This is a genomic window from Chryseobacterium sp. WX, from assembly GCF_029542485.1.
GTDB lineage: Bacteria > Bacteroidota > Bacteroidia > Flavobacteriales > Weeksellaceae > Chryseobacterium > Chryseobacterium cucumeris.
In genome coordinates, this window is record NZ_CP120710.1 from 2,299,857 (window position 1) to 2,321,680 (window position 21,824).

Here is a 21,824-nt window from a genome sequence, read left to right on the forward strand (position 1 = left end):
ACTATTTCGCCATTCTATTTTTTGTCTTCTGCCTAATACAGCTTCCTGTTAATCACCCTATCCATATAATCCTGATACCAGGCCTTTGCCGTTTTCTTTCCTTGTTCTATTTCAGGATTTTTAACTTCATTCATGATATTTTTTTCAAGGCTCAGATCAGATTTATCATAGACTCCGATGATTTCTTTTCCATCAAAGCGGTAAATATAATTTCCGATCATGAACTGATCTGTACTTCCATCCGAGTTGACTACGATGAAAGGATATTTTTTATCACTTACCAAACTTCTCCCCCAGCTTCGGATAGGTTTGTTATACCCAATAAGATCTGCCAGTGTAGGATAAATATCTGCTTGTTGTGCGATTTCCTGGCTAACACCTTTTAGCTGATACGCAGGATTCGGAGAATAGAAAACCAATGGAACTGCATAACGGTTCATGGCTCTTTCGTATTCCGGATAATAAACCTGATTGGTATGGTCTCCCGTGAAAACAAAAATGGTATTGTTGTACCAAGGTTGCTTTTTAGCCGTCTCAAAATATTGTTTGATCGCATAATCGGTATACTGCATCGGCTCATGGATTTCTATTTTTCCTTTTTTAAATTTCCCGTTATATTTTTCAGGGATTTTAAAAGGGTGATGAGATGATGCGGTAAATACAGTAGTCATAAAAGGTTGTTTCTTCCCTACATTCTTAGCGAAATACTGAAGGAAAGGCTCATCCCAGATCGCCCACATTCCGTCAAAATCTTCATCATGATTATATTCTGTTTTTCCGAAATAATGTTTAAATCCTAAGATATTTCCGAATCCAAGAAATCCCATAGAACCATTTGGGGCACCATGATAAAAAGAAGTATCATACCCAAGATCATTACATACGGAAACAATAGATTGAATTTTCTGATTGGAATAAGGAGATCCTGTAAACGCATCGGTAAGACTCGGAATTCCGGCCAATACACTGCTCATCCCATGAATAGACTGTCTTCCGTTTGCAAAAGTATTCGGGAAAATAAGGCTTTGGGTAGCCAGACTATCCATAAAAGGAGTATAAGAAACGTAATCTTTGATATTTTTATCTTTATTGAAAGCTCCTGAATATTCTCTCCCGAAAGATTCTACAATAAAAATAACAATATTGGGACGATTCTCCACTTTTCTGTCATATACTTTATAAGGCTGTACATAGTCTTCAATATATTTTTCATCTACAAAATGAACTTCCTTAAAATTATTGGTATTTAAAGTCCTGAAAAAGGAGAATGTACTATTGAGTACAATGTTTCCCTGAAGCGGATTTGTTACAAAACGAGTAGCATCCACCATATTAATAGGTCTCGTGCTATGCTTAAAATCTCCTCTGATTCCTCCCACAACCAGCACCGCTGTTATACACAAAGTAAGAATAGATGTAATAAAGTAAGGAAGTAGTTTCGCAGGTTTTGTATCTTCTACTTTCACCTTTTTGTATAGAAAAACCCATAAGATCATCAACACGACGTACCAAATCAATACAAAAGGATGTTCTCCCACAGAGATCATCAGTGTTTTAGTTACATTGGATTCATGTTCAGCCACCTGAAATACAGCCGAAGTAAGCCTTGCCTGAGCGAATTTATAGTAAATAAAATCCCCGAAATTCATGGCATAAGCAATACCGTTGGTGATGAAATACAGCCAGAATAGGACTTTCTGAAATATTTTCTTGGTATTAATAACCAGCGGCAATAAACTCAGGAGTATAAATAATGCGTTGACATACAAAATAGCTGTGGTATCGAAAGCCGTACCATGGAAAGCCAGCTTTATGTAATCAGAAACCGAGTCAACTTTAATCAGATCTTTATTAAAATACCAGAATAAAAGTCTGGCAATCTGATAAAAAACATAGGCTAAAAAAATCCTGTAAACCAATGCCAGAACTTCCTGTTTTCTAAATCCTTCTAAAAATTTCATGGAGCAAATTTACATCAAAATCACTTTAATGCATTTTTTAGTTCATATTATTTTGAGTTAGAATTTTTAAAAACTGTAATTTTGTGCTTATGGATTTTATAAAGAATAATCTGGCCAATGCCTTAACTCTGGCTAACTTATTTGCAGGCTGTGTAGGTGCAATACATTTAATTTTAGGAGATTATCAGACAACGGCAATCTGTCTTATTCTCTCTTCTATCTTCGATTTTTTCGATGGCTTTGTGGCCAGAGCTTTAAAATCAAACTCTAATCTTGGTCTTCAGTTGGATTCTCTTGCTGATATGGTAAGCTTTGGTGTAATCCCGGGACTGACGATGTACAAAGCCCTTGAGCCTTTTGGAGCTGAGCTTCTTGGAATTCATTTTCCATTTGAGATCAAATATCTGGGATTAATTGTCACTGTATTTTCCTGCCTGAGACTTGCCATCTTTAACCTTGATGAAGAACAACGCTATTATTTCAAAGGATTGAATACGCCTACCAACACCGTTTTACTGTTTGGTCTTTATTATGCCTTTAAAGAAACCGGAACTTTCAGCTTTTTGTTTGATAATGAATTGTTATTGGTTCTGCTGACTCTTCTCACTTCATGGCTTCTGATCAGCCCGATCAAAATGATGGCGATGAAATTCAAATCAAAACAATTAAAAGATAATTACCCTAAAGTTGTATTACTGGTGGGAGGAATTGCTATTCTTGCGATATTCCAGGTTATTGGAATTCCAATGCTTGTTATTTATTATATATTGGTGTCTCTTATTTTTCAGGCACAATTAAAATAAACTCATTTAAATAAAACACGTTTCAATTTATTAATAGTCAACATGAATTTAAAACTCCATAAACCACTTTGTATTTTTGACCTGGAAACCACAGGAACCAACATAGGAAAAGACAGAATTGTTGAAATCTGTATTTTAAAAGTAAATCCGGACGCCTCCAGAGAAAGCAAAACATGGCGTGTAAACCCGGAAATGCTTATTCCTAAAGAAAGCAGTGAGATCCACGGTATTTATGATGAAGATGTAAAAGACGCGCCTACTTTCAGAGACATTGCATCTAAAGTAATGGAAATGATTACCGGCAGTGATTTGGGAGGATTTAATTCTAACAGATTTGATGTTCCCCTTTTGGCTGAAGAACTTTTAAGAGTAGGAATGGATTTTGATCTGAGTAAATTCAGACTGGTAGATGCACAGACTATTTTCCACAAAAAAGAGCCTAGAAACTTAAGTGCTGCTTACCAGTTCTACTGTGGAAAAACATTGGAAAATGCACACTCTGCAGAAGCTGATGTATGGGCAACATTTGAAGTTCTGGATGCCCAGGTTGGAAAATATGATGATATCCCGAATGAAATAGCACCGTTAAGTGAATTCACATTCCATAATAAGAATGCAGATCTTGCAGGATTTATCGGATATAATGAAAAAATGGAAGAGGTTTTCAACTTTGGAAAATATAAAGGACAGGGCGTGAAAGCGGTATTCCAAAAAGACTTAGGATATTTCGGATGGCTTCAGAATGCTGACTTTCCATTATATACTAAGAAGGTTTTTACAAAAATTCAATTATCAAGTAGATTTTAAATATGTCTGACCTGGTTCGTTTTAAATTTTATGAAACTGCCCTTGAAGCTAACAGGGACAAGCAGATACTGGCTGAAAACGGCATCAACAGTTTCATTGCGAATGAGCAGCTGATCCAGTCGGATTGGCTTCTGTCACAGGCGGTAGGAGGAATACAGCTTCAGGTGTTTGAAGAAGATGTGGAAAAAGCACAGCAGATCCTGCAAGACTATAAAGACAACGAGCAATATTCGCTGGAAGTAGAACATACCATTGAAGATCCTGAGTTTGATTTTGTATGCCCGAAATGTGGTTCCAACCACATCTACAGGGATGACAGTGCTACCAGTTTCTTTGGTATTTCTTTCCTGACGAGTCACAAATTCAAATGTTATTATTGCGGGAATGAGTTTACGCATTAAGGTTTAATATGGTCAAAAAATTTGGAAAGATTTTTCTCGTTGTTATTCTTGGCTTTCTTGTTTTCATAATAGGAAAATTCATATTGGTATGGAACAGCGTAGAAGTTGATCATAGTTTAAGCCAGAAACCTCTTTTTAAATCTTTTGATCAGCAAAAGCAAACAAGTATTTGGGGTTCAGAGAGTGAAGATATTAAAACCAATGATTTTAAGACAAAGTCAGACAGTATAAGTCCAGCATATTATAGCTGTTCTATTACTGAAAATCCAATGCTAAATGTTACATTTTCTGTTGGAGATGGTTTCAGCGGTGGTGGTTTTCAGATAGATATTTTTCAAAGCAGATATAAAATCTCTCCCTATTCATATACTGACAATGTAAAACTCTTTGATTTTTTGGACACAGGAGAATATTATAAAGTTTTGGACAGTAAACTTATTCTGGATAAAGAATCTTATAAAAAAGGAGATAGCATCTTCGGATATACTGAACTCAAAGTTCAAAGAAGATATGGTCCTGAAAAATATATAGAAGAAGGTAAAGGATATTTTAAAGGTAAAGTAAATTAATTAAGTTATGAAAATAATCTGCATAGGAAGAAATTACAGTGAGCATGCAAAAGAATTAGGAAATGAAATTCCTGAGAATCCTGTTATCTTCATGAAACCGGATACAGCCGTTTTAAAGGGAAATGATTTTTACATTCCCGAATTCTCCAATGATATTCACTACGAACTTGAAGTGGTAATAAAAATTTCAAAAGGAGGAAAATATATTCAGAAAGAAACAGCACACAAGCATTATGAAGAAATTGGCCTGGGAATAGATTTTACGGCAAGAGATCTTCAGAGTGAACTGAAATCAAAAGGTCTTCCGTGGGAGCTTGCCAAAGGTTTTGACGGTTCGGCTGTGGTAAGCAGTTTTTTCAAAAAAGAGAGCTTCAGCCTTGAGAACCTTCAGTTTTCGTTATTAAAGAATAAAGAGAAGGTACAGGATGGCAATACAAAAGATATGATGTTCAACTTTGATGATATTATAGCTTTTGCATCTCAGTATTTTACATTAAGAGTAGGTGACCTTATTTTCACAGGAACTCCAAAAGGGGTTGGAAAAGTAGATGAAAATGATATTCTGGAAGCTTACCTTGAAGAGAAAAAAATCCTTGATATCCGAATATTATAAGTATTTAACATCAAAGTCTGACAAATTTTTCCTATCTTTAGGTAACAAAATTAGAGGTTATGATAAATATTGTATTACCCGTAGATTTTGGGGACAAGACAGACCAATTGGTAGACGGTGCCATAAAATTTGCAAAACAGCTTAACGGCAGAATTTACCTGATCCACGTAGCGCCATCAGATATCGGCTTTGCCATTGGTGATATGGGATTTCAATATTTTCCTGAAGTGGAAGCCAATGAAATCAGAGAAGAGCTGGTGCAGCTTAATAAAATTGAGCAAAGAATCATCAGTCATGATATCGATTGTGAGCACCTTTTAAAACAGGGACTTGCCAAAGATATTATTCTGGAACATGCAAAGGCAAAAAATGCAGATTATATTGTGATGGGATCACATGGCAGAAGCGGAATCTATGATGTATTTGTGGGAAGCTTAACAAAAGGGATTACAAAAAGTTCAAGTATTCCTGTGCTGGTACTTCCTATTCACGACTAAGCAAAAGAAATTTTAATCGTTAGTAATAAAAAAACCGATCAAATCATAATGTTTGATCGGTTTTTTACTATATAACCAATTAATTAACCTTCTTTTTTGTAGATATTCGGATCGTAGTAAGGGTGCTTACCTTCCGTTGGAGAATAATAGTCTTTATCTTTATCGCCACCTAGTGTAACCACCAGTACATAGCACCAATAAGTGAATAGTACACAGCAAACTATAAATAGAATCCAGTTTAAAACATTACCGAAAGCATCAAAGAAACCGAAAGACCATTTGAAAACTTTGCTTAAGAATAGAAAGAAAGACGTCATTATTTTCCTTTTTTAAATTAACTTTGTACAAATTTATAAAAAATGTTTAAATTACTTTCAAAAGAAAGCAATATTTTTTCAATTCCTGTTTATATTGGTTTTCTTCTTTTAGTAGTCATAATATTTAACATACTGAATTTCAATACTTACGAAGCCATAGTTGCCGGAATAACTTTTCTGGGAATTGCTTTGGGATATTTTTGTTTTCACAGTGTTGCCCTTAATTATCAGACCCATCTGCCCTTATTTTTATACACATTTTTTATTTTCGGGCTGTATCCAGGAAATCTGGATATAGGAATTGCGGTTTCTCTGCTTACCAATTCCTTTCTTATCCTGCTACTGACGAGTGCAGATGAAGATATCAGGAAGAAGTCTTATGTATTGGTGGGATCTATTGTAGCTCTGAACTTTATTTTTCTCCCTACAACATGGCCGATGGCTGTTTTTGTTATCATCCACGTGATTGCAACTTCTGCCAAAATCACCCTGAACCTTTTCAGGTTTCTATTGGGAATTGTTTTGATTACATTCAGCTATTTTTCTGTCATGTATTTTGTTCAGTTCACATCATGGAATATTGATTATTTTCCGTTTGGAAGAATGAAACCGGTAACAGATTACACAGAACTTCTGCCATTGATACCTGTGGTTCTGATGCTTATTTATGCGGTATATGACCATTTTAAAAATTATAACAAGAAAAGTCCGATAAGCAGGTATAAATACACTTTCCTATTGGTTTTTTCTGTGGCACAGCTTGTTTCCATCATTTTATACATGAATAAAAGCTATGAATATCTGCTTCTTCTGGCATTTCCCTCAAGTATTATTCTGAGCAGAATGATGAGATTTTTGCCTAAATACTGGATGCGTGAAGCCAGTGTATGGGTTATTATTATTAGTTTACTGACCTTTAAAGCAGGTACAGTTTTTGATTTATTTTAGAAAATTATGATTCAGATAGACGATAAATTGATTTCAGAGGAAATTTTTTCCGAAGAATTTGTTTGCAACCTTACAAAATGTAAAGGTGCATGTTGTGTGGAAGGAGATGTGGGAGCTCCGTTGGATAAAAACGAGCTTGAGATATTGGACAGTATTTTTGACAAAATAAAACCTTACCTTACTCAGGAAGGAATTAAAGCCCTTGAAGAACAGGGAACCTGGACTACTGATCCGCACGACGGAATGTATGTTACTCCAATGGTGGAGAACCGCGAATGTGCTTATGTAACGTTCGATGAAAAAGGAATTACGAAATGTGGTATTGAAAAAGCGTACGAAGATGGTGCCGTGGACTGGCAGAAACCTATATCCTGCCACCTTTACCCAATCCGTGTTACGGAATATTCGGCATTTACCGCATTGAATTATCACGAGTGGAATGTATGCAGTGATGCCTGTACCCTTGGAAAAGAGCTTCAGGTGCCTGTTTATAAGTTTTTAAAAACTCCACTGACGAGAAAGTATGGTGAAGAATTTTATACCGTTCTGAGCGAAGCTGCTGAAGAATGGAAAAAAGAATATGGTTCTTAACCGATATGTATTTGAATGAAATAATAAAAACCGCAGAGAGACCTGCGGTTTTCTTATTTATTAAAGCTTAAAAAAATAGGTTACTTGGAGGTTTCTGCTTTTTTAACTTCCCCTTTTCTAGCCTTTTCCCAACCATCTTCCGGCATTAACGTTGCTATATTTTTTTCTTTCGTAAGGTATTTTCTGGCAACATCCTGAAGATCTTTTACTGTAAGTGCTTTTACTTTATCCTGATAATTTAAGATATCATATTTGTCACTTCCGTCTAATTGATTCTGGGCGATACCCTGCAGCCAGAATCCATTGTCTTTGAGGCTTGTTTTATATTCGTTGTATTCTCCTTCTTTGTATTTATCAAGATCCTTTTGCTCTGGTCCTTTATATATCAATTTTTGTAATTCTGCCATGGCACTTTTGGTAAGCTTTTCTACATTTTCAGGACCACAGGGGAAATTAACACTAAAATCATACGCACTGTATGGTATTTTACTGAAGCTTCCACTTGCACCTCCTCCATAAATACCACTTTCATCTTCTCTTAGTTTTTCAAGAACTTTAATGGTAGCTACTTCTCCAAGAGCCGAAAGTGCCATCGCTTCTTTCTCATTGTAAGGAGCTTCTCCACTGTAAGAAATTGTTACAAGGCTCTTCGGTTCTTTTCCTTTTTTATAAACCTTAGTATATTCTCCTTTCACCGGTCTGTAGCCTGTATCTTTAAATGTAGATGATTTTCCAGTTGCAGGAAGTGAAGCAATATACTGCAGGACTTCATTTTTAAGCTGTACTTCATCTATATTTCCTACAAAATAGAAATGGAAATTACCTGCATTAGCAAATTTTTGTTTGTAGATATCGTAAGCTTTCTTATAATCTGTATTTGCCCAATCTTTTTCCGTAGGTTCGAGGCCGGTGAACCGTGGGTTTTTCTGATTGATAAATTTGGAATATTCATTAGAAAAATAATATCCCGGATCCGAATCTACATTCGCCAGCATTGCAGATTTTTTTGTTTTGTAGGCGTTGAATGATTCGGAGTTATAGTTTAAATCTGTAAAACAAGCATAGATTAACTCCATCGCGGTCTTCAGATCCTTTTTCGAGCTTGTTCCGGAAACACCTTCTGTAAGGCCACCCACATAAGCGCTTGCACTCACCTGTTTTCCTGCGAGATAGTGTGCAAGATCTGTTTTGGAAAGCCCAGCTAGTCCAGCTTCAAGCAAAGCATCAAATGCGTATTTTGTTTTATTGTAATCAGTATCGGGAATGACAGACACTCCACCCAGGCCTATTGCTGCAAAAACAATTTCATCATCTTTAAAGTCTGTTTTCTTGAAAGTGACCTTAGCACCGTTGCTCAAAGTCCATGTGGTAGTTCCTAATTTAGCATCTGCTTCTGTTTTAGTAATTTTTCCTTCAGATTTAAAAGGCTTTATTAAACTTTCCGTTTTCGTTTTTTCTTCATAAGGCTTAAGATCAGCCATTTTTACGGCATCAAATGTTTTCAGAACCATCCCTTCTGTTGGCATTGTAATATTATCCTTTTTTGGACCAGTGATAACTATAACCCTGCTATCATCTTTTACCAGCTTTTTGATAATTCTATTGGTCTGTTCCAGTGCTATGGTCGGAAGGATTTCTTTAATATGTTCATATCCCCAGGTAATTCCAGGTATTGGTTCCTGTCTCAGGAAATTGTTCACATAACCATCGATAAGCTCACCACTTTGGTTTTTATCTTTGTTGTTGTAAGCCCATTCATAAGAAGAAAGCATCTGATCTTTTGCTCTGTCCAGCTCAGATTGGGTAAATCCAAATCTTTTGGCTCTTTCCACTTCTTCCAAAAGAACTTTTAGCCCATTCAGCTGATCACCGTCTTTTGTAGCAGCTGATCCCTGGAATGCTTCTTTATTTCTTGCAAAAGTTCCTCCGTGATAAACAGAACCATAAGTAAAAGGTGGATTTACAGAGTTAACCAGCTCTGCCAATCTGCTGTTGAGCATCATATTCACAAGGCTTTCTGCAACACTGTGATCATACTGCTGAACTGTTATATCCGGTTGGTACACTTCGGAATCTTTGATGATGAATTGCACTCCTGAACCTGTTGCATCAGGATCTGTTTCAATAGCTACCAGTGCTTCTTGATGGTTCGGAAGATCAAAAGATTTTCTTTCTCTTGGTTTTGAAGGATTTTTATATTGACTGAAGTTATTCTTAATCTTTTTCTCTATTTCATTTACATTGATATCTCCTACCACAATGATTGCCATCAGATCCGGTCTGTACCAGTCCTGGTGGAATTTTCGGATAACATCTGGTTTGAAGTTTTCCAAAACTTCTTTTTTACCAATTGGCAGTCTGTCTGCATACTGAGATTTATATAAAAGTTTTGGAAGGTATTTATCCATCATCCTTTTATCAGCTCCAAGACCCAGTCTCAGCTCTTCCAACACCACTCCTCTTTCTTTATTGATCTGCTCATCAGAAAGTGTTGTATTAAATGCCCAGTCTTCCATTACTTTCAGTCCGGCATCCAGATTTCCCGGTTTATCCAATGGGACTGGAAGCATATAAACTGTTTCGTCAAAACCGGTATAAGCATTAAGGTGCTGTCCGAATTTTACTCCGATAGATTGTAAAAAGTCGACTAATTTATTATCCGGAAAATTTTTGGTTCCGTTGAAGTTCATGTGCTCCATAAAGTGAGCCAGTCCTCTTTGATTTTCGTCTTCAAGAATAGATCCTGCATTGATTGCCAGACGGAATTCTACTTTTTTCTCAGGTAAAACATTTTTTTTGATGTAATACTTCATCCCGTTGGAAAGAGTACCGATTCTTAAGGACGGATCCACAGGGATGTTTTGTCCACAGACATTTAGAGACATCAGGAAGATGGCTGAAAACGAAGATAATATTTTTTTCATCTACATTATTTTTGACCCTCAAAAATATCGATTCTCTATGCAATCAGCCTTTTACCACAGGGTTAAATTGAAGTTAAAAAAATTAAATATTACAAAATGAAAATAAATTGTTTCTTTTATATTGCTTAAAATAATTTTTAATTAAAAACATTCATAAATTAATTAAAATAGACTAATTAAAAATAATATCATTTTCTTCATCTACTCATAAATCATGGTTAATCTACTATTATATTGTCCTTTTTCAAACAAAAAAACCGTTGTAATGTACAACGGTTCTCTTATTTTAATTAAAAATATTAATTAGCAGCGCCTGCTTTTACAGTTACAGTTTCTGCTTTTTTAGGTTCTTCTTTTTTGGCTTTTTCCCAACCATCTTCCGGCATTAGCGTTGCTACAATTCTTCCTTTTGTAAGATATTTTTTAGCTACATTCTGAAGATCTTTTACCGTAAGTGCTTTTACTTTATCCTGATAATTTAAGATATCATACTTGTCACTTCCGTCTAGCTGGTTCTTAGCAATGGCATTCATCCAGAACATATTATCTTTCAGTTCTGTTTTGTTGTCATTATATTCACCTTCTTTGTATTTATCAAGGTCTTTTTGTTCAGGGCCATTATCTATAAGCTTCTGAAGCTCTGCAATAGCACTTTTAGTCAGCTTCTCTGCATTTTCAGGACCACAAGGGAAATTAATACCGAAACTATACGTTCCGTACGGTATTTTATTCATTCCTCCTCGGGCGCCACCTCCATAGATACCACTTTCATCTTCTCTTAGCTTTTCGATAACTTTAATAGTAGCCACTTCTCCAAGCGCTGATAATGCTAAAGCTTCTTTTTCATTGTAAGGAGCCTCTCCGCTGTAAGAGATAGACACCATACTCTTAGGGTCTTTTCCTTTTTTATACACTTTGTTGTAATCACCGGTCATCGTTCTGTACCCTGTATCTTTATACATTGTTGTTTTTCCTGACGATGGCAGACTTGCAATATATTGCAGAACTTCATCTTTAAATTTGGCTTCGTCTATGTTTCCTACAAAATAGAACTGGAAGTTTCCGGCATTGGCAAATTTATCTTTATAAATATCGTAAGCTTTTTTATAGTCTGTATTGGCCCAGTCTTTCTCCATTGGGAATACCCCGATAAATCTAGGGTTCTTCTGGTTCATGAATTTTGCATGCTCATTAGAGAAATAAGCCTGAGGATTAGACAACAGGTTATTCAACATTGCGGATTGCTTTTCTTTATAAGCATTAAAGGAAGCAGGATTATAATTTAAGCTTGTAAAATAAGCATACATAAGCTCCATAGCAGTTCCTAAATCCTTTTGTGTGGTTCTTCCGGAAACGCCTTCAAAAAGAGAAGTTACCATAGGATTTACGTTCACCTGTTTACCGGCAAGATAATTGGTAAGGTCTGCTTTAGAGAATCCTCCTACCCCAGCTTCTGTTAATGCTGCGAAGGCAAACTGGGTTTTATTGTAATCAGCATCTGGGATAAGAGAACTTCCTCCTAAGCTTCTTGCTGTAAATACGATTTCATCGTCTTTAAAATCTGTTTTTTTGAAAGTAACTTTCGCTCCGTTGCTTAAAGTCCACGTTGTTGTTCCCAACTTGGCATCTGTTTCCGTTTTAGCAATTTTTCCTTCAGATTTGAAAGGCTTCACCAGGTTCTTGATGGTTGCTTTCTCTTCATAAGGCTTAAGATCTGCCATTTTCACAGCATCAAATGTATTCAGTACCATTGCTTCTGTAGGCATGGTTACATTATCTTTTTTAGGTCCTGTAACAATAATTACCCTGCTGTCATCTTTCACCATTTTCTTGATGATTTCATTGGTTTGTGCAAGCGTAACGGATGGTAAGAAAGCTTTCGTATCTTCATATTCCCAAGCAATTCCAGGAATTGGTTCCTGCTCCAGGAAGTTTCTTACATACTCGTCTATCAGAATCTCACTTTCTGTTTTGTCTTTGTTGTTATAAGATCTTTCAATATTGGAAAGCACCTGAGATTTTGCTCTGTCCAGCTCAGATTGTGTAAATCCAAATCTTTTTGCTCTTTCAACCTCTTCCAATAAAACTTTCAACGCATTCAGCTGATTTCCCTCTTTCACCATAGCAAATCCCTGGAACGCTTCTTTGCTTCTTGCATAAGTTCCTCCGTGGTATACTGATCCGAAAGTGAAAGGTGGGTTTGTAGAGTTAATCAGCTCTCTCAATCTGTTATTTAACATTGTCGTTGAAAGATTTTCTACAAGACTTTGGTTGTACTGTTCTACCGTTACATCAGGTTTATAGGCATCAGCATCTTTCATGATAAACTGTACCATAGAATTGGTAGCATCAGGATCTGTTTCAATAGCTACCAGAGTTTCTTTATGATTCGGAAGATCAAAAGATTTTCTTTCTCTTGGTTTTGAAGGGTTTTTATATTTGCTGAAGTTATCCTTGATCTTCTTTTCAATTTCGTCCACATTGATGTCTCCTACAACAATGATTGCCATCAGATCCGGTCTGTACCAGTCCTGGTGGAATTTTCGGATAACATCTGGTTTGAAGTTTTCCAAAACTTCTTTTTTACCAATTGGCAGTCTGTCTGCATACTGAGATTTATATAAAAGTTTTGGAAGGTATTTATCCATCATCCTTTTATCAGCTCCAAGACCCAGTCTCAGCTCTTCCAACACCACTCCTCTTTCTTTATTGATCTGCTCATCGGAAAGTGTTGCATTAAATGCCCAGTCTTCCATTACTTTCAGTCCGGCATCCAGATTTCCTGGTTTATCTAATGGCACAGGAAGCATGTAAACCGTTTCGTCAAAACTTGTATAGGCATTAAGGTGCTGCCCGAATTTCACTCCGATCGACTGTAGAAAGTCTACTAATTTATTATCCGGAAAATTTTTGGTTCCATTGAAGTTCATGTGCTCCATAAAGTGAGCCAACCCTCTTTGATTCTCATCTTCAAGGATAGATCCGGCATTGATTGCCAGACGGAAGTCTACTTTTTTCTCAGGTAATGTGTTTTTTTTGATATAGTACTTCATTCCGTTGGAAAGAGTACCAATTCGTACAGATGGATCCACTGGAATATTCTGTCCAAAGGCATTCGCAGACATCAGGAAAATGACTGCAAATGAAGATAATACTTTTTTCATGGTTATTTGATTTTATTTACGGCTTAAAACTAATATTTATTCAGAAGGTGAAGAAATCATTAAATCAATTTTATAGTTAAATTTGAGTTAAAATTATTTATATATTAAAAAAACCGGGGAATTCCCGGTTTTTGTGTCTTAAAAAGTATCTTATTATTTAAAATCAGCATCCGAAACTCCGGAGTTAATAACCACTTTTGTGGTTTTAATTGTCATTTTCTGACCTCCACCTTCAGCTTCTACTTCAGCAGGGAACTGTATTCCGTCTACCGCCATATAGCTTTTAATGGTTGCTTTACCTTCTCCGGCATCTGTTTTATATAAAAGTCCTGTTCCGGCATCGAAATAGAATTTACCTTTGTCTGAAGACAATACATTATAATCTTTTCCGTCAAGTTTTTCTGTAGATACAGCCTGGAAATTAGAAGCATCAAATGCTAAAGCATCCATTGGCTTTCCTTTTTTAAGTTCAGCAATTTTGTCAGCAGGAATATCTGTTTTGGTTCCCATCTGATCAAAATATCCTTTTTCACCATCAAAAAGCTGTACCATTTCTTTCCCCATGAAAGATTGTACAGATTTGAATTTATTTCCTAATTTCTTAGTTGTCATTTGGATTTCCATTCCCTGTACAGCCACTGTGTTATCAGTAATGGTAGATTTTACAGCGTCCAGTTTATCTTTTCCACCTAACGCTTTGAAATAATTATCAATAACCTCTTTAGGTGTAAGTTTTGATTGTACGGCTTCTGTTTTAGCAGATGCAGCCCCTTTTTTCTGAGCTGCTGCAGGCACTGAGAAAAGTACAGCGCAGAAAAACGGAATGATGATCTTTTTCATATTTATAATAAAGTTTAAAGAGTAAATATAGGAATATTGGCGGACATACAAATAAATAATGAGCAATTAGTAATGATTGATAATTGATTAATGATTAATGATTTTCAGGTGGGATATATAATAAAAAAAACCGCCAAAAAATTGACGGTTTTCAAATATTTATATCTGGATATAATTATTTCTTAAGCTCTTCTAAAAATTCGTCGTGAGAAATTTTAGTTTCTTTTTTGCTAGCTTTTTCAAGAATTACATCTTTCAATTTAGCCATTGCTACTTCAGAAGAAATTTGTCTTACCTGCTCTTGGTCTTTCAACATTTCAACAGCATATTTTTGGATTTCTTCATCCCCTAAGTGGTGGATTCCGTAGATTGCCAATTGGTTTTTCACTAGCTGCTCAGCCTGAGCTAATACATCAGCATAGTCAAGGTTGATTTCGTTCTCAGTCATCAATTTACCTTCGATGATCTGATATTTCAATTGGTTTTTCTCAGCTTCAAGAATTTCTTTAGCCTGTTCTTCAGACTGGATATTCTGGTTAGAGAATAATAACCACTTCACAAGGAAAGATTCAGGTAGTTTTACTTCTTCTTTCTCTGTTACTTGCTCTAATACTTTATTCACGAAGTGAACATCAGCATTCTGTTGGAAATACTCGTCTAATTCAGTTTTCACTTTATCTTTAAGCTCATCTTCAGACTTAATGTTTCCTTCTCCGTATACTTTGTCGAATAGATCCTGGTTAAGTTCAGCTAAGTTTAATGAATAGAAATCTTTTACTTTAACTTCTACTTCATTGTGGTGTAGGTGCTCAACTTCTTCCTTGCTGAATCCTAATTCTTTAGCTAATTCTTCGTCACCTGCAAGAGTTTCCTTCGTTACTTTTACAGAACCTTCCATTTTCAAACCTTTTACCAATTTGAAAGCTTCTTTGTTTTCAGCAGTAATAGTAAGGTTTTTTGGATGGTGGTGGTGCTCTCCTTCAGCATCTTCTTCCACAACCTGAGAAACTTCTAAAGCAATGTAAGAATCTTTAGTGATTTTATCTTGAGGAACCTGCTCAGCGAAACGCTTCTGCATGTTTTCAATGCTCTTACTGATTTCTTTATCAGAAGCTTCTACTTTGTAATGAGGAGCTTCATATTTAGCTAAATCTATAGTGAATTCAGGCTCATATCCTACTTCGAAAGCAACTTCTATTTGATCAGCGTTGTAATTTAATTCGTTTACTGGCTGAGGAACAGGCTGACCAACTAATCTTAATTTGTTTTCATTAACATAGTTGTTTAAAGCATCAGAAACTTGTCTGTTGATTTCTTCAAATGCAATACCTGCTTCATATTGTTTTTTAACCATACTCAAAGGCACTTTCCCTTTTCTGAATCCAGGAACTTGCGCATTTTTAGCATAATTAATCAACTGCTTCTCTACTTTTTCTTTGTAGTCAGATTTTTCCAATGTTACTGTAAGCAATGCACTTACGTCATCATGGTTTTGTGCGGTAACCTTCATTATTGATTAAAATTTTAGGTTGCAAAAATAGGAATTTTTTATGAAAAAAGCCCATTTAAAATCAACTAATAAAGCCAAATATTGTTAAATAAAAAACCACCGGAGAATTCCGGTGGCCCAAACAAGATTAAAGGTATATTAATTAACAATATTATAGTTAGCCTGTGCATCAGTTTCTCCTCCTGTATGAGTTCCGTAAATCACTCCGTTTCCGCTTACGGCAGAAGCTTCAGAAACCGTTACCGGCTCATGGAATAATGTAAGAACCAACTGGCTAGGTGCAGAAGCATTTTTTACCGCAGTATTGACTACCCATTTTGTTTTCAACCCAACACGATTTCCATCATCTCTGGTTGATTTTTCGTCATCTGTACGGGTTAAGGTAATATCTGAGTTAGGAAAATTATATACAAGGAAATGTTCATCCTTTGCGTCTTTAATTTCCTGAGTAGCATCTTCATCTCCGTTTTTGAAAATAACTTCTACATTATAAGTATGTCCGTTGATCAGTTTAACATTAGGATTAGTAGTACTGTTCACCTGATAATCATAAACAATAGGATTATTAGGGTCAGCCTGATCTGTTACTCTTAAAAGGACATCTGACAATTCTTCCTGAGGAAGGTCATCTGCTTCATCATCGCTTCTGTTACACGATGTTAAGCTTAAAGAAACAGCTAAGAATAAAAGTCCTAAGATAAGTGTTGTATTTTTAAAAATATTTTTCATGTTTTTGATTTTAAATAATTAAAATTGATATTTAAGAGTTAAAATGAAGTTTCTTCCCATTTCGTTGGAAAAGAAACGAAGTCTGTTCAGATAATCTCTGTAAGACGTATTGAATACATTTCGAACTGAGAAATCAATTCCGAAATTTTTAGACAGATTTACCCCTGTCTGAAGGTTCCAAAGGGAATATCCGTTTGGAGGTGTAGAAATATCCACTTCTTCATTGTAAGGATTTCCGTCTGAATCAAATAATCTGATCGGAACGTTATAAACAGGAAATCTCGTCTGTTTCAGATATGTATTGTTACTTACGGTGAAATAGAAGTTCTTCCATTCTTTTTTATTGAATTCCAATGAATTGTTAAAGTTCGGAGGCATCATAAGAATAAGCGGTACATCATGCGTGGTATCCTGCCCGTACACATAAGATCCGCTTCCTTTATAGGTCAGATGATCCGTGATCTTCAGCTGGGCATCAACGTCCAATCCATACATTTTTGCATTGATCTGTTGATAGTTGTATACCACAAAAGCTCCGCCCCACTGAGTATTCTGATATCCTGTAGGAATCTGGTTGATAAAATTCTGAGTATAAAAGAAATATGGGTTAACAGAAATATTCAGTCCTTTTAAGACATTTGCTTTTATATCTGCCACCAAGTTAAACTGATTTCCGGTTTCACTTTTCATTCTCATATCTCCTCTTTCAATAATAGCTGCAGAATGGTGAAGTCCGTCTGCAAAAAGTTCTGCGATATTCGGAGATCTTGAAACCCTGGCGTAATTGAATTTCAGGTTAAAATATTCGGATGGATGATAAACAATTCCCCCGTTTACTGAAATATTATTATAACTTAAAGACGGCTTGGTAAGAATTCTGTTTTGGTTGATTCTTACTACAAAATCTGAATAATCTGCTGCATACTTTTTATTCCAGTCACTTAAATCATACCATTTTGTTACTTCGTAGTGATCATAATCGTATCTGCCTCCCAGTTCAAGATCCAGCTCCGGTGCAATTTTATATTTCAATACGGAATAAATTCCTGCATAGTATCTGTCATAGTTCGGAACAAGACGTCTCGCCTCGGTCTGAGTATTGGAATAATTGTTTTGGTATCCAGCATTAATCCCTGTTTCAAGATTCCAATTTCCTCTTTCTATCAGGTGGTTCACATTCAGATCATTGGTGATCAGTTCAAGATCCAATGCCGGTTTTTTGCTCAAAGCTTCTGTACGTCTGATATCATATTCTTTTCTATGATTGTATTGAAAGCTGTAAGTGGCGGTTATTTTTCCAAAATTTTCGAACCTTTTATACGCTGAAACCTTAGCAATATGATGCTCGATTTCCTGTTTAGGATTGTCAATATCATAGCTAAAATCTCTTTGATAGATTGGCGCTTGTGATGTAAGAGCATTACGCAGATCTTCAGAATTCCCAACGTGAGAACTTCTAAGAATCCCGACTGTGCTTTTAGTCAGATAATAATCAAAAGAAAAACCTTTTTCAAATGTCATTTTCTGTACACCAAAATTAAATCCTGAGCTCTCAAGACCAGTATTCATCAAGCCATAATCCGGAGCTTCAAGATCTCCCAGTTTTTTATAGCTTCCATTGGTTTTTATACCCCAGCCATTTTCCCAGGTTTTTGCAAGTTTTACATTAAGATCAGCCCCTCTTCCGTTTGAAATTCCGGAAAGAGAAACACTTCCCATAATGGTATCTTTTTTAGGTAAAACCTGAGGCTGTAAAACAACAACTCCTCCTACAGCTCCTGCTCCATATTTCAAGGCTGATGCCCCTTTTATCACGTCGATATGTTCAAAATTGTTGACATCCACATTGGGGGCATGCTCTACTCCCCATTCCTGTTCGGCAAGCTTTACCCCATCATTCATAATGGAAACCCTGCTTCCATAAAGCCCATGGATAATAGGTTTAGCAATATTATTTCCTGTTTTAAGAACGTTAACACCGGAAATATTAGTTAATAAATTCCCTAAGTTTTCGGTAACATTTCTTGAAAGCGTTGATTTATCAAGTGTTTTAACCACCATGCTTCCATTGTTTTTATGACTACCATGAATAGTCACGGTTTCAATATCTTTAATGTGGTGTTCCAGTGTAATCACCAGCTGAACATCCTTATCAACTCCTATATTTTCAGTATAATCATTGCAATCAGGATGTTGTGCAACGAGTGTATACTTTCCTGCAGGAATTTTATCAAAAGAAAATTGACCTTTCTTATTGGTTTTGGCTGTAAAGTTCCCGATTTTAATCACTGCATTTTCCAGCAATGTTTTATCATGGAAATCCTGAACGGTTCCCTCTACAGTATAATTTTTTTGTGCACTTGTAAATACTGATCCGCAAAAGACCAGCAGCAGGCAATATATCAATTTCATTGTAAATAGATTGATTGCGTACCCTTTTCAACAGGGTACATTTTTCGTTAAAATTTGTGGGAAGGGTTAGTTTTGATGGTACAATGTATCTTGATAAGAAGTTAAGAAACCGGAAAATAGTAATTGAACATTATTAAATATTAAATATCAATTACAGATTATCAGGTATTTTTCCCAACATCTTGAAACCTTAAACTTTAAACATTGAATTTAAAGCAGTAAACATTGAACTTTAAACCCTATAGAATCTATGAATTATGCAAGTGCGGGCGGTCCCCGAAGCTGGAAGGTGAATTTGGTCTGTGACCAGATTTTCTCCTGGATGGCGATGATTTGTTTTACTTCATGGCTGTAATGCTCAAAAGTAAAATTGAATTCTTCAGGAGCTAATGTATGTCCGGTAACCAAAAAGTGGCAGGCCAGACAGTCGCCAGCTTTCTCTTTAGTAACGGCTTTCGTCATCGTATTCTCTGCTTTTTTAAGATGAAAAGCCTTAAAATAGTCTACAGAATCATGATGGTGAAAGCTTTGAGAAAGCAGCGCGAGAAAATACACTCCAAACAACAGCTTGGAGATAAAACTCTTTAGGTTTCTGCTTTCTTTAAAAATCATGGTTCAAAATTATGAAAATAATTTAATTGTTTCCTTAAACTTTTATTAAATTACTTAATGATTGTTGACAATAGGTAGAAACAAGTACAATTTTGTTACAAAAAAAATGCTTCATCTTACTAATTTGATGAAGCATTTATATTTTAGTTTAATCCAGTTGGGTTCCAAGATATTCCCACTCCTGTAAAGCGGTATCCAGCTCTTCCTTAGCTTTGTTGTATTCTTCTAAGGTTTCATCTGAAGGGTTTTCTTTAGCAAAAGAAGCTTCCATTTGCTCTACTTTTGTTTCAAGCTCGGAAATTTTCTCCTCTACTTTTTTAATTTTATTCTGAATATTTTTTTGCTCTTTACTTACAATATTGGAAGACTGGCTGCTGCTTACGACAGGTTTTTCTTCCACTTTCTTAGGCTCTACCTTTACTTCGCTGTGAAGTTTTGCCTTTTCTGCAGAAATCTCTCTGATGGTTTCCTTTTGTCTGTACTCCAGGTATTCGTTGATATCACCTAGGAATTCTTTCATTTTCCCGTCACGGAATTCGTAGATTTTATCACAAAGTCCCTGAAGGAATTCCCTGTCGTGCGAGATGACAATCAAAGTTCCTTCAAAATTCTGCAGTGCCAGCTTGATAATTTCCTTAGACTGGATATCAAGGTGGTTGGTAGGTTCGTCCATGATCAGTGTGTTGAAAGGACGAAGTAACAGTTTACAAAGTGCCAGACGGTTTCTCTCTCCTCCGGAAAGTACTTTTGTTTTTTTAGTAACGGCATCTCCCTGGAAAAGGAAAGATCCTAATAAGTCTCTTACTCTTGGTCTTGTTTCTTCTGTAGCTGCATCTTCAGCTTCTTCCAGCACTGTTTTATTAGGTGTTAAAACCTCTTCCTGATTTTGAGCGAAATATCCGATGTTAACGTTGTGTCCCAGATTCCATGTTCCTGAATAGTCTTTGATATCTCCCGCCAGGATTTTAGCCAGCGTAGTTTTTCCTTGTCCGTTCTGTCCCAAAAGGGCAATTCTGTCTCCTCTCTGAACGATAAAGTCTACATCATCAAAAATCTGCTTCTGCCCATAAGCTTTTCCAAGATTGATGGCTTCGAAGATCACTTTCCCCGGAACCATAGACTGTACGAAACGGATATTGAATTTCGAAACGTCCTCGTTATCCACTTCGATACGTTCGATTTTATCTAATTTCTTAATAAGGGACTGCGCGAAAGATGCTTTGGTAGCACTTGCACGGAACTTATTAATGTTATCCTCCATTTGTTTGATCTCCGCATCCTGGTTCTTTTTAGCCTGAATCAGTTTCTCACGGCGATCTTCTCTCATGACAAGATATTTCGAGTAATTCGCTTTATAATCATCAACTTTTTTATTGTTGATATCAAAAGTACGGTTGCACACCGCTGTCATAAACTGTTTATCGTGGCTTACCAGAACAATAGCTCCCGGATAATCTTTCAGGAAGTTCTCCAGCCAGATGATAGATTCCATATCCAGGTGGTTGGTAGGCTCATCGAGAAGCATAATGTCGTTCTTCTGAAGAAGTAATTTTGCCAATTCGATTCTCATTCTCCATCCTCCGGAAAATTCATCGGTAATTTTCTGGAAGTCATCTGCTTTAAATCCTAAACCGAATAACACTTTTTCCATGTCACCTTCAAGATTGTAGGCATCATGATTCATCAAAAGGTCGTTCAGCTCGGTCATTTTATTAATCAGATCCGTGTAGGAATCACTTTCGTAATCTGTTCTTACTGTCATCTGGTGATTCACCTCTTCCAGTTCGTTTTTCCAGGCATTGATCTGTTCAAAAGCCTGCATGGTTTCTGCCCAGACCGTTCTTCCTTTTACGAAATCAAGATCCTGTTTAAGGAAACCAATGGTAACACTTCCTTCAGTGACAACTTCTCCCTCGTAGAAATTAATTTCTCCGGAAAGCATTTTCAACAAAGTGGATTTTCCTGCTCCATTTTTACCAACGAGACCTACTTTATCATCCTTTTTAATGGTGAAATTGACATTTTGAAATAAATAATTTCCTGAATGGTGTAATCCTAAACTTTGAACCGAAAGCATCTTAATTAATAATTAGTAATGAATAATGAATTTTCGGGTGCAAAAATAC

The 21,824-nt window shown here is 36.1% G+C and carries 18 protein-coding genes; 8 read left to right on the plus strand and 10 right to left on the minus strand.

Annotated features, from left to right (window positions below; all coding sequences use genetic code 11):
* Positions 1-32: 32 nt before the first annotated feature.
* Positions 33-1,961 carry an LTA synthase family protein gene (locus PZ898_RS10385; RefSeq protein WP_277695448.1) on the minus strand — a complete coding sequence of 643 codons (1,929 nt, stop codon included), beginning with the start codon at positions 1,959-1,961 and terminating at the stop codon, positions 33-35.
* An 89-nt stretch (positions 1,962-2,050) separates the two neighbouring features.
* Between PZ898_RS10385 and PZ898_RS10390 the strand changes: the two genes are divergently transcribed.
* From PZ898_RS10390 to PZ898_RS10415, 6 genes are read left to right on the plus strand one after another with little or no spacing between them, the layout of a single operon-like run.
* Positions 2,051-2,764, plus strand: coding sequence for a CDP-alcohol phosphatidyltransferase family protein (locus PZ898_RS10390; RefSeq protein ID WP_062673840.1), 714 nt, complete (start codon positions 2,051-2,053; stop codon positions 2,762-2,764).
* Positions 2,765-2,806: 42 nt separating this feature from the next.
* Positions 2,807-3,571, plus strand: a complete 765-nt coding sequence (locus PZ898_RS10395; protein ID WP_062673838.1) for a 3'-5' exonuclease — start codon at positions 2,807-2,809, stop codon at positions 3,569-3,571.
* 2 nt (positions 3,572-3,573) lie between these two features.
* Positions 3,574-3,972 (plus strand): DUF2007 domain-containing protein, encoded by a 399-nt coding sequence (locus PZ898_RS10400; protein ID WP_277695449.1) that lies wholly within the window; start codon positions 3,574-3,576, stop codon positions 3,970-3,972.
* 8 nt (positions 3,973-3,980) lie between these two features.
* Positions 3,981-4,541: a hypothetical protein gene (locus tag PZ898_RS10405; protein WP_216443948.1), complete on the plus strand. Its 561-nt coding sequence runs from the start codon at positions 3,981-3,983 to the stop codon at positions 4,539-4,541.
* 7 nt (positions 4,542-4,548) lie between these two features.
* A complete protein-coding gene (locus tag PZ898_RS10410; RefSeq protein WP_277695450.1) occupies positions 4,549-5,154 on the plus strand; it encodes a fumarylacetoacetate hydrolase family protein in 606 nt (201 codons plus the stop codon).
* Positions 5,155-5,213: 59 nt separating this feature from the next.
* On the plus strand, positions 5,214-5,651 hold the full coding sequence (locus tag PZ898_RS10415; protein ID WP_062673831.1) for a universal stress protein: 438 nt from the start codon (positions 5,214-5,216) through the stop codon (positions 5,649-5,651).
* Between the two features lie 83 nt (positions 5,652-5,734).
* On the opposite strand, the gene PZ898_RS10420 is transcribed toward PZ898_RS10415, so the two are convergent.
* Entirely contained in the window at positions 5,735-5,968 is a 234-nt protein-coding gene (locus PZ898_RS10420) for a hypothetical protein (protein ID WP_002976854.1), read from the minus strand.
* A 42-nt stretch (positions 5,969-6,010) separates the two neighbouring features.
* Between PZ898_RS10420 and PZ898_RS10425 the strand changes: the two genes are divergently transcribed.
* Both PZ898_RS10425 and PZ898_RS10430 read left to right on the plus strand, forming a co-directional pair.
* Complete coding sequence (locus PZ898_RS10425) at positions 6,011-6,916, plus strand: DUF6427 family protein (protein WP_062673830.1); 906 nt, start codon at positions 6,011-6,013, stop codon at positions 6,914-6,916.
* 6 nt (positions 6,917-6,922) lie between these two features.
* A complete protein-coding gene (locus PZ898_RS10430; RefSeq protein WP_034696856.1) occupies positions 6,923-7,507 on the plus strand; it encodes a DUF3109 family protein in 585 nt (194 codons plus the stop codon).
* A gap of 80 nt (positions 7,508-7,587) precedes the next feature.
* Here PZ898_RS10430 and PZ898_RS10435 read toward each other — a convergent pair whose 3' ends face one another.
* The 8 genes from PZ898_RS10435 to PZ898_RS10470 form a co-directional block, all read right to left on the minus strand.
* Entirely contained in the window at positions 7,588-10,431 is a 2,844-nt protein-coding gene (locus PZ898_RS10435; RefSeq protein ID WP_277695451.1) for an insulinase family protein, read from the minus strand.
* Positions 10,432-10,730: 299 nt separating this feature from the next.
* A complete protein-coding gene (locus PZ898_RS10440; RefSeq protein WP_062673828.1) occupies positions 10,731-13,595 on the minus strand; it encodes an insulinase family protein in 2,865 nt (954 codons plus the stop codon).
* A gap of 153 nt (positions 13,596-13,748) precedes the next feature.
* Positions 13,749-14,435 (minus strand): hypothetical protein, encoded by a 687-nt coding sequence (locus PZ898_RS10445; protein ID WP_062673827.1) that lies wholly within the window; start codon positions 14,433-14,435, stop codon positions 13,749-13,751.
* Between the two features lie 175 nt (positions 14,436-14,610).
* Positions 14,611-15,945 carry a trigger factor gene (locus PZ898_RS10450; RefSeq protein ID WP_062676128.1) on the minus strand — a complete coding sequence of 445 codons (1,335 nt, stop codon included), beginning with the start codon at positions 15,943-15,945 and terminating at the stop codon, positions 14,611-14,613.
* 138 nt (positions 15,946-16,083) lie between these two features.
* Positions 16,084-16,674: a hypothetical protein gene (locus tag PZ898_RS10455; protein WP_062676129.1), complete on the minus strand. Its 591-nt coding sequence runs from the start codon at positions 16,672-16,674 to the stop codon at positions 16,084-16,086.
* Positions 16,675-16,692: 18 nt separating this feature from the next.
* Positions 16,693-19,086, minus strand: coding sequence for a TonB-dependent receptor (locus PZ898_RS10460; RefSeq protein WP_277695452.1), 2,394 nt, complete (start codon positions 19,084-19,086; stop codon positions 16,693-16,695).
* A 255-nt stretch (positions 19,087-19,341) separates the two neighbouring features.
* The gene (locus PZ898_RS10465) at positions 19,342-19,698 is read right to left on the minus strand and encodes a hypothetical protein (protein WP_227943437.1); all 357 of its coding nucleotides are present in this window, start codon (positions 19,696-19,698) and stop codon (positions 19,342-19,344) included.
* Between the two features lie 148 nt (positions 19,699-19,846).
* Positions 19,847-21,775, minus strand: coding sequence for an ABC-F family ATP-binding cassette domain-containing protein (locus PZ898_RS10470; RefSeq protein WP_277695453.1), 1,929 nt, complete (start codon positions 21,773-21,775; stop codon positions 19,847-19,849).
* Between the last annotated feature and the right edge of the window lie 49 nt (positions 21,776-21,824).